The organism is Edaphobacter aggregans DSM 19364 (genome assembly GCF_000745965.1).
In the GTDB taxonomy this organism is placed as follows: Bacteria; Acidobacteriota; Terriglobia; order Terriglobales; family Acidobacteriaceae; genus Edaphobacter; species Edaphobacter aggregans.
Genome location: NZ_JQKI01000129.1, coordinates 1 through 13,897, shown reverse-complemented (window position 1 = coordinate 13,897; position 13,897 = coordinate 1). Strand labels below are relative to the sequence as shown.

14 protein-coding genes and 2 pseudogenes are annotated in these 13,897 nt (G+C 56.3%); 11 read left to right on the top strand and 5 right to left on the bottom strand.

Features of this window, described 5'->3' with window-relative positions:
* Positions 1-320, bottom strand: a pseudogene (locus Q363_RS25915) (ISNCY family transposase); the annotation flags it as partial.
* Here Q363_RS25915 and Q363_RS46840 point away from each other — a divergent pair.
* From Q363_RS46840 to Q363_RS25895, 4 genes and pseudogenes are all read left to right on the top strand, one after another.
* Positions 296-536, top strand: a pseudogene (locus Q363_RS46840) (transposase); the annotation flags it as partial. The pseudogenes Q363_RS25915 and Q363_RS46840 overlap by 25 nt on opposite strands.
* Before the next feature lie 2 nt (positions 537-538).
* The gene (locus tag Q363_RS46835; RefSeq protein WP_035356595.1) at positions 539-1,042 is read left to right on the top strand and encodes a group II intron maturase-specific domain-containing protein; all 504 of its coding nucleotides are present in this window, start codon (positions 539-541) and stop codon (positions 1,040-1,042) included.
* Positions 1,043-1,740: 698 nt separating this feature from the next.
* On the top strand, positions 1,741-2,259 hold the full coding sequence (locus Q363_RS25900; RefSeq protein ID WP_035356584.1) for a di-heme oxidoredictase family protein: 519 nt from the start codon (positions 1,741-1,743) through the stop codon (positions 2,257-2,259).
* Complete coding sequence (locus tag Q363_RS25895) at positions 2,220-3,029, top strand: di-heme oxidoredictase family protein (protein ID WP_084080767.1); 810 nt, start codon at positions 2,220-2,222, stop codon at positions 3,027-3,029. The genes Q363_RS25900 and Q363_RS25895 overlap by 40 nt, the downstream gene beginning before the upstream one ends.
* A gap of 574 nt (positions 3,030-3,603) precedes the next feature.
* Here the strand turns inward: Q363_RS25895 and Q363_RS25890 are convergent.
* Positions 3,604-4,419 carry an anti-sigma factor family protein gene (locus Q363_RS25890; protein WP_035356581.1) on the bottom strand — a complete coding sequence of 272 codons (816 nt, stop codon included), beginning with the start codon at positions 4,417-4,419 and terminating at the stop codon, positions 3,604-3,606.
* Positions 4,416-4,949, bottom strand: a complete 534-nt coding sequence (locus Q363_RS25885) for an RNA polymerase sigma factor (protein WP_035356579.1) — start codon at positions 4,947-4,949, stop codon at positions 4,416-4,418. Before Q363_RS25885 ends, Q363_RS25890 begins: the two co-directional genes overlap by 4 nt.
* 206 nt (positions 4,950-5,155) lie before the next feature.
* Between Q363_RS25885 and Q363_RS25880 the strand changes: the two genes are divergently transcribed.
* Both Q363_RS25880 and Q363_RS39125 read left to right on the top strand, forming a co-directional pair.
* Positions 5,156-6,157, top strand: a complete 1,002-nt coding sequence (locus Q363_RS25880; RefSeq protein WP_051979335.1) for a metallophosphoesterase family protein — start codon at positions 5,156-5,158, stop codon at positions 6,155-6,157.
* Complete coding sequence (locus Q363_RS39125; protein WP_051979334.1) at positions 6,154-6,939, top strand: heme-binding domain-containing protein; 786 nt, start codon at positions 6,154-6,156, stop codon at positions 6,937-6,939. The genes Q363_RS25880 and Q363_RS39125 overlap by 4 nt, the downstream gene beginning before the upstream one ends.
* A 687-nt stretch (positions 6,940-7,626) precedes the next feature.
* Here the strand turns inward: Q363_RS39125 and Q363_RS25870 are convergent.
* Complete coding sequence (locus Q363_RS25870; protein WP_051979333.1) at positions 7,627-8,658, bottom strand: ferritin-like domain-containing protein; 1,032 nt, start codon at positions 8,656-8,658, stop codon at positions 7,627-7,629.
* A gap of 718 nt (positions 8,659-9,376) precedes the next feature.
* On the opposite strand from Q363_RS25870, the gene Q363_RS25865 reads away from it, so the two are divergent.
* From Q363_RS25865 to Q363_RS39120, 4 genes are all read left to right on the top strand, one after another.
* On the top strand, positions 9,377-10,696 hold the full coding sequence (locus Q363_RS25865) for a vanadium-dependent haloperoxidase (RefSeq protein ID WP_035356578.1): 1,320 nt from the start codon (positions 9,377-9,379) through the stop codon (positions 10,694-10,696).
* A 210-nt stretch (positions 10,697-10,906) separates the two neighbouring features.
* Positions 10,907-11,080 carry a hypothetical protein gene (locus Q363_RS42290; RefSeq protein ID WP_169747132.1) on the top strand — a complete coding sequence of 58 codons (174 nt, stop codon included), beginning with the start codon at positions 10,907-10,909 and terminating at the stop codon, positions 11,078-11,080.
* Positions 11,081-11,342: 262 nt separating this feature from the next.
* Positions 11,343-12,209 carry a proline iminopeptidase-family hydrolase gene (locus tag Q363_RS25860; RefSeq protein ID WP_084080766.1) on the top strand — a complete coding sequence of 289 codons (867 nt, stop codon included), beginning with the start codon at positions 11,343-11,345 and terminating at the stop codon, positions 12,207-12,209.
* Between the two features lie 221 nt (positions 12,210-12,430).
* The gene (locus Q363_RS39120) at positions 12,431-13,003 is read left to right on the top strand and encodes a metallophosphoesterase family protein (protein WP_157467556.1); all 573 of its coding nucleotides are present in this window, start codon (positions 12,431-12,433) and stop codon (positions 13,001-13,003) included.
* Positions 13,004-13,125: 122 nt separating this feature from the next.
* Here Q363_RS39120 and Q363_RS36825 read toward each other — a convergent pair whose 3' ends face one another.
* Positions 13,126-13,611: an FAD-dependent oxidoreductase gene (locus Q363_RS36825; protein WP_281176079.1), complete on the bottom strand. Its 486-nt coding sequence runs from the start codon at positions 13,609-13,611 to the stop codon at positions 13,126-13,128.
* Between the two features lie 44 nt (positions 13,612-13,655).
* Here Q363_RS36825 and Q363_RS46830 point away from each other — a divergent pair.
* Positions 13,656-13,897 (top strand): helix-turn-helix domain-containing protein (locus Q363_RS46830; RefSeq protein ID WP_425387783.1); only part of this gene is annotated, 242 nt, incomplete at its 3' end.

Genomic DNA, 13,897 nt, shown 5'->3' with positions numbered 1-13,897 from the left:
TCGATCTGGATCAACTCGCCGTAGCTCTCACGTCGCAGACGTGGCTGATGGAAGCTCCTGCGTTGCTTGCGCGACAGCCATAGCCCGTCCTCAACCATCCACTTGCGTAGCGTCTCACGCGAGACCTTGACGCCATCCTTCTCGAGCAGAACCTCTGTCGCCAGGGTGGGGCCAAAGTCGGCATAGCGCGACCGTACCAGTTCGAGCACATACTCGCGAATCCCAGGGATAAGGTGGTTGTTCGATGTGCGACCACGAGCCTTGTGGATCAGCGCACCTCCACCCCCGTCGCGATACGCGCGCTCACTTCTTTCTACCCGTCAAGGTGCTCAGCCGCGTCTTCCGCGGCAAGTTCGTGGCCGGACTGCGACGCGCTTTTCGCAACCACCAACTTGTGTTTTACGGCCAGCGTCTGCCGTTCGGCAACGAGAGGAACTTCACTGCTTTTCTGCGTACCCTCTTCCAGCAGGACTGGGTCGTCTATGCCAAGCCGCCCTTCGGCGGACCCGAGCATGCACTATCTGGCTCGCTACACCCAATGGATGCGGCCCGCCGAATCCTGAAACAACTGGGTGTGGAGCTACATCCGCAGAAGACGCGGATCGTTCATGTCCGGTACGGCTTCGAATTCCTTGGCTACAAAATCAAGTCTGGGTGGAGGAAGCTTCATCTGCCCGAGAGCAAGATCCGTAGTCAGGCCCGACAGGGTGCGCTTTATGCGTATCCCAAGGAGAAGTCGATCCGTCGTTTCATGGATCAGGTCCGGCAGCGAACCACGCGGATGTTGCCTCTGAACACCACGGAGCTGATCGCGGAACTTAATCCTCTTCTGCGCGGCTGGGGCGAGTATTACAAACGCGCCCAAGTCCGCAAGCTCTTTCAACGTCTCGACGGTTGGATCCGGCGACGCATCTGGTCGCATCGGTACCGGCGCTGGCGCAATGCGGGCTGGAAATGGCTGCCTGTGACCACGCTTTACGGCGAGTACAAGCTTGTTCGATTGATCGATCTAATTCCTTCTCTTGCGTCTAGGCGTCGCTGAGTCTTCGTGAAAGCTGCATGCGGGAAATCTGCACGTGCAGTTTGGGCGGCGGACGGAGGCTAGCGCGTAAGCGCGCCTCCTCCGACCCGACAACTTCGATTAACGTGTTTTAGCGGATGATGCCCCGTTAGGCGATGCGGAGCCGTTGGCCGCTGCGATTACGGCGTGATGGAAACTCACCTACTCACAAACAATTTGATTTTCTTCACACCAGCCGAGCGCGATCTGCTTCAGGGCCTCCGTGCGGAATGCAAACCAGGAGGATTCGATCCCGTACCGCCGAAGCGTGTGTCTTTGAAATTCCGGAATGCCCCGGGGCCATGGATGGCGTTCAGAAGATCTTCGCGAATACTGTCGGACTCCACCGAGCGTGAGAAATTCTGCATGATCTCCCACTCGTGTACCTCAAACTTTGTGGGAACAATGCGGGAACAAAGGCTATATCTATATATGTATCGCAGCTGGTACGCCGATTCGAGGAACGTGAGCATTACGGCGATAATGAGCATTGCGGCGATAAATCGCGCCGCGGTGGGAATAATCTCTGCACAACCCAGTTTGGTTAGGTACAGGACTTCTGGCTTCAGACCGTAGTTTTCGAGTCGTTCCGCCACGGCTTTGAGGATTTGAGGTCAACGGATCAGCCAGCTTGCGTCCCGCACGCGCGCAGGCGACTGGTGTCTTTTGGAGGAACGCTCATGCTCACGCCCCACTGGAGGAAGGTTCTTCTCTGTTCTTGCCTTTTCGCGGCATTGACCGTGTTGGGCACGGGACTCGCCAGAGTCACAGCGAAGTCAGCAACGGAAGCGCCGGCCGGCTTCAACACTCCCAGCTTCAACGGCGCGCAAAGCGTCAGCAACGGAATCATCGAGCCACCGGGAGACACCTTTGCCAGGGATCAGGAGGTCTATGAGGAGAACCATTCCGTGCAAACCGGACTTGGCCCTGTGTACAACGCAACCGCTTGCGTCAGTTGCCACGAAAACCCGAACAGTGGAGGAGCCAGCCAATTCACAGAACTCCGGGTTGGGCACAAGGATGAAAATGGCAATTTTGTAAACCCGACAATCTTCATCAATGACGGGAAGGACACGATTACTGGCAGGTCCATTGTCAACGATCGCGCTATCGGTCCGGAGGCCCAGGAGCACCTACCTGCGACAGAAAACATCCGCGCATTGCGCGCCGCCCTCAACACCCTGGGGATGGATTTGTAGAAGCCATTGACGACAGAACTCTGATCGCAATCGCCGAAGAACAACCGGAGTTGAGCGAAGGTAGAATTCACGGGGAAGTTGTACAGGCTCCGATCTTCGAGGCACCTGGACAGACCCGCGTCGGACGCTTCGGCTGGAAGGACCAGCACAGCAGCTTGCTCTCCTTTATTGGAGATGCCTATCTCAACGAGATGGGAATCACGAACCGGCTGCGCCCCACGGACGTTACTACAGTTCTCAAGACCACGAACGACCCGGAAGATCAGCCAGATGACCTTGGACTGGCAGACATCGACCACTTTGCTCAGTTCATACGTGGCACGATGGTTCCACCTCGAGACACAGCGCTTGCCGCGACCCCCGCAGCCATAAGAGGCGGAGAACTTTTCAGGCGCGTCGGTTGTAGTGTTTGCCATGTGGAATCCATTACCACGGCTCCTGCTGGGACTGTTATCGACGGCGGCATGTTTACTGTTCTAGAGGCCCTGGGAAATAAAGTGATCCATCCTTTCGGCGACTTTTTGCTGCATGACATCGGAACCGGAGATGGGATCGTCCAGGTGGGTCCGCAAGACACGGCCAACAAGTTACGAACTGCGCCCCTTTGGGGCTTGCGCACAAAGCCCCGCTTCATGCATGACTTGAGGTCGTTATCTCTTGAAAATGCCATTTCGCGTCACGAGGGCGAAGCCCACGAGCCCGCTAGACGTTTTAAAGAGTTGAGTCCTGAGGAGAGAGAGGCGCTAATTACCTTCTTGAATACGTTATGACCGTTGCGCCTTGAGCATTAGGAATCTAGCCCACTGCTTCGGATGAGGCCTATAGCAACGGCTGAAAGCTGTCCTCTCTGTCTCGCATGACCACGAATCCGATTCGTCGCAAATGATAAAGGTGCTGTAGAGGGTTTGTCGCATAGTCAAACCTTTAGTGTCTCTGTCCAGTTATGCGGATGCTTCCGAGGACTACACACAATACTGCATTAGCACAGGAAGACTGGCTTCCTTTCCGACGCCATCGTCCGCGTTTCCTCTCATGATGAAAGTCTTCGAAAAGTAGAATGCGGTGGAATTAAGTGATGGGCACCAACTGAGAAGGATGCCATGAAACGATCTAGTTTGCGTATTAAAAATCCGCATGAATACTGTCTAAGAATTAGCGCCCTATTCGATCTTGAAGACAGACCGGACTGACGTGAAACAGCGGTTGAGTCAGTCGCTATCGCTCGTGACCGAGAGCCCCGGTCCAAAACCGGATACGCTCGTCGTGCATGAATGACGGTCTATCCGGAAACAATCTTTGCGAGATGCCTTTGTCTACGCACTTGAATGCTGGATTCTGTTTTGCCTATACGGATTTTTGGGCCCGGACCAAAGCGGCCACGAGCTTGTAGAGGTCGGCTGGATTGACGTCGCTGACCGCGATGATGCGGAGGTCTGGTGTAGTGGCAGTCTGCAGAGTGAAGCCCGCGCGGCTACGGGGTAGCGTGGTGAGGATGGGACTGTTGGCTCGTTGCGTAAGGAAGACGGAGACCTCGTGCTTGTGGATGGTAAAGAGCAGTAGAGCCGCGGGCTGGTTGTTGAGGTAGGTGAGGTCTGCGCCTTTGAGAGTCGCGTCGGGAGGCAGAGCGGCGGCGTCGGGAAGGTTGAAGCTGAAGGGCAGACGGCCCTGGAACCAGGGCTTGACTGTGTGGCGGTCGGTCGAGATCACCTGAGGAGTCGCTCCACTGGAGAGAGTAGCGAGATGCTGGTCGAGAAGCTCCGCCGCGAGCGTGTTGCTTTGACGGAACTGGCGCCAGCCTAAGAGTGAGACGGTCAGCAGGATGGCAGCCGCGAGGGCCGCCCAGGCTACAGGGCGGAGAGATGTCATTGAGTAGATGCGCGCTGTCTTCTTTGTCCCCGTCTCCGTCCGCGGCTGCGAATGAAGCTTGGCGGTGAGGCGGGCGAGGGCTTCGGGCGGCGGTGCGAAGCGATGGCCGGCCCGAGCGGTGGCGGCTTTGAGCTGCGTAGCAGAGAGGACGCGCATGGTGCAGACATGGCAGCCGGCGAGATGCTGTTCGATCTCCTGCCGCTCAGCGAGTGGGAGTTCGTCGTCGATAAAGCCATTGATCCTGTCCGGGTTGAGGTGTTCGGCGGACTGATTGGTTTGAGGCGTCTGAGTCATAGGGATTCCCCGAACTGCTGCTGCAGGAGTTGGCGAAGCGTGCGGCGGGCGCGAGATATGCGCGACATCACGGTGCCGATGGGCACATCAAGGATGACGGCGATGTCTTTGTATTTGATCTCCTCTACGTCGCAGAGAAGGAGAACTTCGCGGAATGGGGGGTGAAGTTGTTCGATGGCTGCGTGGAGAGCGGCCTGGTTGTCGAGGCGAATGAGGGTGTGTTCCGGAGTCGGACCCGCGACGGTATCGAGTGTCTCGGGATGGTCTTCGAGGAACACAGTGCGGGACGCGGCAATACCAGTGCGCGTGGTCAGGAACGTGTAGCGAAGGATGCGGAAGATCCACGCCTTGAAGTTGGTGTCGGGTTCAAAGGAGTCGAAGGCGCGCAGGGCCTTGAAGAAGGTCTCCTGCACAAGGTCTTCGGCCTCGGCTTGATTGCGGGTGAGCCAGTGAGCGTGGTTGTAGAGCGAGGCGAAGAGCGGGAGCGCGAGTTCTTCAAAGGTTGCGCTGCGGGTGACGGTGGAAGGCATGATGCGGAGTGCCTCGGTTTGTCTGAGGTTGCGGAACTGCGCGGCACGACGTAGACCGGCAGGTGTTGGCTGTTAAACACACTACCGTTAACCAAATCGCACACAGATTATTCCATGAATTACCGGCGGGGGTGTGGGGAATAAAGGGACGCGGCGCCAGTTTTGAACGGTGTAGGCAATTAGAACCAAACGGAGCTTAGCTTAATATGAATCGATTTAAGGAAGACGAAGTAGTGCAGGAGAACCAAGTCGCTGCGCAGCCTGTAGGCGATGGAATCGACCGGCGGAATTTTCTGGGCTGCATGGCGTGGGCCGGGACAGGGCTGCTTTGGTCGATGGTTGGCGGCGTGCCGACGTCGAAGCTGCTGGCTCAGACCATGAAGGGTGGAGGTGCTGCCGGAGTTGGGAAGGTAGAGGACTTTTCCTTCGTGCAGATCAGCGACTGCCACATCGGATTCAACAAAGGAGCGAACCCCGATGTAACCGGGACGCTGAAGAAGGCGATCGACAGGGCCAATATTGCGGCCGCACGCATCAAGGCTCCAGACTTCATGCTTCACACCGGCGACATCACCCAGAACTCGAAGGCATCAGAGTTCGATACGGCCTCGCAGATAATCAAAGGCTTCAAGAGCGAGGTGTTCTACGTTCCTGGTGAGCACGATTTTATAGATGACGGGGTCCAGTACAAACAGCGCTTCGGCAAGGGAACCCTGGGCAATGGTTGGTACAGCTACAACCACAAGGGAGTTCACTTCGTAGGCCTGAACAATTGCGTCCAGGTGGATGCAATGGGCAACATCGGTAATGATCAACTGGCGTGGCTGAAGTCTGACCTTGCTGGCCAAAGCCACTCGACACCTATCGTCGTCTTTGCGCATATTCCACTGTGGATGGTCTACGAAAAGTGGGGATGGGGCACAAAGGATGGCGAGCAGGCACTTGCTATGCTGAAGCCCTTTGGCTCGGTCACGGTGCTGAATGGCCACATTCACCAGATCGTCCAGAAGGTCGAAGGCAATGTGGCCTTCCACACCGCGACGTCTACCGCGTTTCCGCAGCCCGTACCAGGATCTGCTCCGAATCCCGGGCCAATGATGGTGCCGGCAGGCAAACTGGAAAGCGTGCTTGGAGTAACGAAGGTAAAGGTCGTTCGCGGGCATAATCATCTGGCTATAGTCGATTCACCGCTGGCGGAAAGTGTATGAATCGGACGTGGGTCGCGGCCGTGCTGACCGTCGGCGCTGTGGCAGCGCTGGGATACGTCCATCCCTTTGGAAATCCGCGTGTCGAGCCCCCCAAAGGGCTTGGCACACTGCTGCACGGCGCCAACATGCCTGCGGATGCGAAGGCTGTGCTTGTAACGAAGTGCGCGGACTGCCACTCAAGCGAGACCCGCTGGCCGGTGTATGCGCGGGTCGCTCCGGGGTCATGGCTGATTGAACGTGACATTGTCGAGGCGCGCAAGAAGATGGACCTGTCGCGATGGGAAGAGATGCCGGCGGAGAAGCAGGAGGTGTTGACGGCGAAGATTATCCAGGAGGCAAAGAGTGGGGATATGCCTCCGCTGCAGTATCTGGCGCTGCACTGGGGGGCAAAGCTATCCAAGGCCGACGTACAAACACTATCGATGCTGGGCAAGACTGCGGGTGAAAGCGAGGCGACGTTGGCAGGTGCGGGCAATGCTGTGCGAGGTAAGGCGGCATTTGAGAAGCGCTGCGGAGGCTGCCATGCGATGGAGACGAACGCGGGACGGGAGGGACCGAAGCTGGCCGGAGTGTTTGGCAGGAAGGCAGGAAGCGTACCGGGGTTTACGTATTCAACAGGATTGAAAAACCTGGGGCTGACCTGGACGGATGCGACGCTGGAGAGGTGGCTGAGCGATCCGGATATGGTGGTGAAGGATAACAACATGAGCTTTAGTGTTCCAAAGGCGGAGGAGCGGCTGGATTTGATCGCCTTCCTGAAGCAACAGCAAAGGGTTGACTGAAGAAGTGCAAGGAGATCGGATCTCGGATTGGCTGAGCGCTGTGATTGGCAACGATTTGATAGTGGTCTACGAGGGCCTCTATTTCACAGAGGACGCTGTCATGTGGCTCCGCGAGAAGCCACCTTTGGCGAGTTGCGGGCGGAAGAGATCGATTGGTTGCGGTGGATGGCTGCCAACACCGATGACCAGAATTTGCTGCGCAAGCAGTCACAGGATCCTGATTCGATGTCCGCATGTGGGTGGCGTGTAATCCCATGACGCCTAAACCGGTCCTCGGAAAGCTCGCCGAAGATCCAATCGTCTTTGTCCGCATACGAGTTGCCCAAAACAGCAACACGCCTCTGCTGGTAAGACTGAACGATGACGCCGACGTTGTGGTCCGAGTGTTAACCTCCAGGAAACGCCGCGCCCCCACAGCTTTATTTTCCAAGTGACGTATCAGAGCTGATCCTGACCCTTGGTCGCGTCATCGCCCATCCTCGCGCCTCTCGTTTCTCTTTGGCCACAAGCACCGGCAACTTTCTTGGAGAGACACTAGCGAAGGGGGTGCCCGCCTTTACTGCACGAGACAAAGCCGAAGTGAGATTTCCACGGCCTCCTCCAAAAAGGAGGCCCCTGGCTAGCGAGGGCCGTATAGATGCGGGAAGACCGAGGCTGATCTGACAAACGCAACAGGAGCGACCGGGGTTATAGATCGCGGCGGGCTGCGTCGGCTTCGACCGCCAGCTCCATAATGAAGTCAAAGACTGCAGTGGATTGGCCGGCGAAGAGCAGATCCTGTGTAAACGACTTGATCGTCGCAACCGCGCCTGCATTTTGAGTAAGGGAGGGCCGGATGACTGAGCACGGAGGTAGCTTTTCTCCCTTGAGGAAGTCGCAGGGTTCGGGCAGGATGAGGTTGGTCTGGGTGAGTTCGTTTGGAGGCGCGTTGAGGTCGGGGAAGGTAAGTCCAGTCACGGGATCGACGAGACCAGCGAGAGGGTCGGCGACGGCGTTGCCTGCTTTGTCGTGCCAGAGGCCGAAGTGGTCCACCTCTACCCCGCCGATGCTGATCACGATACGCAGAACCTCAAGATCGCTGGTTTTGAGAGCCATGTTGGTGTATAGGCTAGCTCCCCCCTGCTCGATGTAAGCGAAGTGGAAGCCCGCAGTGTTGGCGATGGCCTGCATGCGCCGGGACTGCGGTGTAGTTGGAGGCGCGGGTTGCGACGTGTTAGGCGGAGTATCGGTGTCGTTCAGGGGAATCGCGGGTTGGTTGGAGATCGTGAAGGGGCCTTTGAACTTCGCGCCGAAGTCGGGATTCGCTTCGCTGCGGTAGCGAGTGTACCAGCTGAGATCGACGTCGAGATTGAGGAGGTTGGTGAGGCGACCGGTTTGTTTCGCTTCGGTCGCCTGGCTGCTGGGTAGGGTTCGGAATGCGTCGAGATTGACCTGCTCCGCGCCTTTCGACTTCAGGTAAGCGTTGAGGAAGGCGGCATGGCTTAGCTCATCGTCGGTGTTGTCGCTGATGTATTGGGGCATGTCGCCATCGAGATTTTCGAGAGCGGCGATGTACGCGGGATTGCCGCCATTAGCGTCGCCGAGTTCGTTGTACTGGGTCCAGAGATCGCTTTCGATCAGTTCTGCTGCGGCGAGGAAGCGGAGGATGGCGGCGTCGCCTCGCGAAAGCGAGCCGTGGTGTTCTTGCTCCGCGGCCTGCGCCTGTTTTGCCGTGAGCAAGCCTGCGGCCGGGACAGGGCGCTGCCGGCGGTCGCTATGCCGAGGCCTTGAAGAAAGGAACGGCGATGAATGACGCGGTTGAATTTTTCGTTGAGTTCCTCTGGGGTTGTGAAGGTAACTTTTTCGGCAGCTATCGTCGAGGGGAGACTCTTCTCTTTCATGATTTGCGCTCCGATTAGAGGTACGGCCTCACGCTAAGTACTTTGCACAAGGCAGTTTATTCGGTGAAGCCTATTTACGAAATATGCTCCGAGTATTCTGAGAATGTTCAGTGATTGACCGCAGCTATCCTGTTGCCGGGTTAGTTGCGTTGTCTCAGAAACATGGTGTCGGATCGGCGTCTTCTCGATCACTTATTGCTCATCTTTCATGACTCTGTCCTCCAACCATGCAAACTATGGGTCGAACACTTTATTCCCTTGATTGAGAATGAAATTCGCGACATCCCAGTTTTCATCTCCGGATAAGGAAGAGCCGGTGCGTCTCTTCGACGACTTTGCGTGCCCCGGGATCGGTTGAGCTTCTCCGGATGACGCGACCCGCCCGGTCCATCTGACCGGGAACATTCCGCCGATCCACAAGTTATTAATTCCCTGCACAGCCGGAATAATTCCCTCCTCCCGCAGTTATTCATAGCGTCGGAATGATCTGCCACTGCATCGGTAGCCCGGCCCGCGGTCTGGCATTCTCACCGAACATAAACAGCGAGGTAAGTCAAATGGCAAAAAGTTTATTCAGGCTTGTGCTTCTATGTGTCGGTCTCTGGAATCCCGTAACCACCTTCGCCAACGCCACCGTAACAAATGATGACGGGCATCCGGCAGCCTCGTCCACACAGCCGATCAACCCGGTCATCGAATGGAATAGGACTCTTCTGTCGATCGTACGAACCCCTGGCGCCCAATCCCCCACAATACACTCGACTCGCAACTTCGCCATACTGCACACCGCCATCTTCGACGCTATCAATAACATTGACAGAACCTTCAAGCCTTACGCGGTTCATCTCCCCCACGTCTCGCGAAGAGCGTCGACCCAGGCTGCGGCAGACCAGGCAGCCCATGATGTCCTGGTGTCGCTCTATCCTGCTTTTGCTGCGACGCTCGACTCTGAGATTCAGCAGGACCTGGAGCAAATTCCGTACGGGCAGAATAAGGTCGATGGCATTGAGGTTGGTGAAGCCGTTGCGACGGCGATTCTGGCGTTGCGAAGTGGCGATGGATCAGCGGTGATTCTTCCTCCCTTCGTGCCGACGAACCAGCCTGGAAGTTACCAACTGACTCCTCCCAACTTCGCGCCTGCGGATTTCATTCAATGGCCCAAGGTCACTCCCTTTGCCCTCGCACGTGCTAACGAATTTCGTCCCGGTCCACCCCCTGGGTTGGAGAGCGAAGGGTACACTCGATCTTTTGTCGAAGTCAAAACTCTCGGCTTCATCAACAGTTCAACTCGTACACCGGATCAAACCCAGATTGGACAATTCTGGAACGGCAACATTCAGGACTTCTGGAATGAGATTGCACAGACCGCAGCATTGGAACATCACCTTGATCTGGCGCAAAGTGCCCATCTGTTTGCCTTGTTGAACATTAGCCTCGCGGATACAGTAATCGCCTTTTTCGATGCAAAGTACACTTACAATCTCTGGCGTCCGGTCACTGCCATTCAAATGGCAGCTATCGACGACAATCCCGAGACCGAGCCAGATCCGGGCTGGCTTCCACTCTCTACGAAGACGGCTCCCGACCCCTCCTACCCGGGTGCACACAGCGCCATCAGCGCTGCCGGGGCTGAGGTATTGCGGTTATACCTCGGTGATCGCATGACCTTTGATGTCACTTCCGAGTCACTTGCGGGCGTCACGCGCCACTTTACCAGCTTCTCAGAAGCGGCGGACGAGGCAGGATTGAGTCGAATTTACGCTGGGCAGCATTTCCGCTTCGACCACCTCGCCGGCAAGCGTTTAGGTCGGCAGGTAGCAGAATCGGTGGTGTTCACCATTCTTCACCCGAGGCTAAACCCGGAACTTGATGAGTAAGATCTTCCGCATCTCAACGGCGACCCGCTGTATGGCTGAATCACATACAGCGGGTGGGGTAAGAAACAGCTGACGGTACGCTCCAACGCCCGGAGAAAACGAAGGCTGAAAGATGGCCCACGGCTTCTCGCACATGACCGATGAAAGTATCTTCGCGCCAATCGTCGCCGCCAGATTGAGTTTGATTCACACCAGCAGGAGGGCACATTCATGACACGCCAGGAACTTCAAACAAATCAGGAATACATGTGGCGAGCGCTTTCCGGAGAGCAGAGGACAACTGTCACGCTTGCAGTCGAGATGCTCTCGCGTTGCCAATTATCTCCTGAACAAATTCTTATCAAAACAATGATGGCTCTGGAAGGCTCCCAGCAAGGTTCTTGAGATTCTTTTTGGGGCTACTCATCGAAGTACTGCACCACTATAGGATGTCTTGTTTGCGTTCGCACCGAGATCCTCTCTCGCTTTGCAAACGCCCTACTTTTCTCTTTAGTCCGCCATCGGTGTTTCCGACCCTCCGCGGATGAAACGCGGTTTCAGCGCGACTACAGTGTTGCTATGCGGCAAGCACAGAGGTCGATTCTTCCCCTTGGTGCTATGAAGCCCGTTCTTTAGTCGGACCCGGAACTCTTGAGCACCCCCGCTTGTGCCACCGACGGTATCGCTGCCCCGGAGCACGATTGTCAGATTTCCTTTCACGGGGTTCCACGCTGGCCGCATAGGAAGGAGCCGCGATGGAAGTTCTCTACCCGCATTGCGCCGCTACTGTGAGCAAGTCGAGGAAGTGAGTCGCGGGCTCGGCCTCGATAACTTCGTCCTGTACGGACATTCCTGGGGCGTGGTTCTTGCCATCGAGTACGCGCTCAAATACCAGCAGCACCTGCGCGGCGTCGTCCTTTCCAACATGACCGCCGGCGTCACTGCCTATCTGAAATACGCGGGCATACTCAAACAGCAGTTGCTTTCTCCGTCTGATCTCGCGCGCCTTGAGCAACTCGACTCCAGCCAAAAGTTCGACTCGCCCGAGTACACCTCGCTGATGATGGACAAGCTCTATCCGCAGGTAATCTGCCGTACAAAGCCCTGGCCAAACGCCCTCGACCGTGCGTTCCAGCACCTCAACGAAGACGTTTATGTGGAGATGCAGGGCAATAGCGAATTCTCGATCACCGGCAACCTGAAGAACTGGGAGCGCTGGAACCGTCTGCACGAAATCCGCGTCAAAACCCTCACCATCGGTGCGCGTCATGACGAGATGAACCCGGAAGCCATCAAGAAGATGGCCAGCATGGTGCAGCATGGCAGCTATGCATACTGCCCCAACGGCAGCCATATGTGCATGTGGGACGAAAACCAGAGAGACTTAGAAGAGGTTCTTCATGCTGGTCGCAGCCATCTACGATATCCATGCAAGCCTCCCAGCTCTGGAGGCTGTGCTCGAAGAGATTCGTCAGGTAGGAGCAGACCACGTGGTGGTGGGGGTCGATGTGTTTCCGGGTCCGATGCCGCGTGAAACGCTCACATATTTGCTCGACCTCGTATCCCCGTGCAGTTCATCTATGGCAACGGCGAGATCGCTGTGCTTGAACAGATGGCAGGGAAGGATCCAGCGGTCGTGCCCGAGCAGTATCACCCCGTTATTCGCTGGACGGCGCAACAGCTTTGTCCTGAATACGAGGGGTTATTGCTGGCTGGCCTAAAACACTCACCCTCGGGATTCCCTGGTTAGGTGAGGTGCTGTTTTGCCACGCGACGCCGCAAAACGAAAACGAGATTTTCACGCGCCTGACGCCTGAGGAACGCCTCTTACCGGTCTTTGCAGCACTCAATGTATCTGTGGTGGTCTGCGGTCATACCCACATGCAATTTGACCGAATGGTTGGAACGGTTCGAGTTGTGAACGCCGGCAGTGTGGGAATGCCGTTTGGAGAACCGGGCGCTGATTGGCTCTTACTCGGGCCGAACGTTCAACTTCGCCAAACTCCCTACGATCTCGCGAAGGCTGCCGAGCAAATTCGAGACACGGACTATCCACAAGCCCAGGACTTTGCTGCCAATAACGTCCTGCAACCGCCCTCCGAGACGAAAATGCTTGACCTATTTACCCGCGCGGAATTGGGTAACCATCAAAGGCAAGCGCGATTACTGCATTTTGGCCGCTCCTGGTCGGATGTGCGCTGCGACCTCGATTCAGACGACGGAACGATATCTTGGTTCGGAGCAGGAAATAGCAATTGCGGTAAACGACAACCTGGGACTTTGAAAGGGGTCAACAATGTTGCTTGTCGCATTCTGGCACACTTCTGACAAGAGTCGTGTGACGAACCCGACAACGTTACCCAGACTCATTTGTAAACACTGGCCGATTCACAGTACCGATCTCGATTCCGGCTGCTCGAACCGAATGTGGTGGCAACTTTACAGGACGTTCACTGCAGACGAAAGCGGGATCCAGAGAAGAGGGCGATATCACTTGAAGTTTCTCGTGTCATTGCGAGGTCAGAGAGAATTTCTCCTACTACAGAGGAGAATTTGAACCCATGACCAGAGAATCCCGGAGCTAGGCTGACCTGCGGATACTCTGGATGGGCATCGATGATGAAGTGCCCGTCAGGCGTCATCGTGTACATGCACGTGGCGGCGTGAGAAACCTCTCCATTCAGCGCAGGAATTCTAGACCTGATCGCGGACCTAATTGCCATCTCATCACGCGCATTGATGACTCTGTCGATTGTGGATGGAGTGCATTCCTCACCCCCAGAATGAATGCCTACTTTTGGATCACCAGCTTCCCTGGTTCGCGGAAATCCGTAGAACACTGGGCCTTGCTCAGGCTCCCAAATGAAAATCGGAAAGATTCTCCGATCGAAAGCGGAAGGTTGGCTAGTACTGTGGCCGCATGTATAGGTAACCAATGTAGGCGCTTGTTGGGTTCTGGTGCTGGCTGTAGATCTGGGGAGTGAGCAGAGGCATACGACTTCAGATTGAACTCAAGCAGCGAGATCGACAGCAGATCGATCAGTTGTTAGGAGGCGGGTTGCAGTCGGTACGCACGACATTGCGCGCCTTGGCCTTGCGTCAATTGGATCAGGGACAGTCCACGCCTGCGGTGGGAGCCAACCTGGGGCTTTCCGCCAAGGCGGTATGGCAGATCGGCAAGCGGTATCTTGATGGCGGGCTGGAGCGGGCGTTGTTCGATGC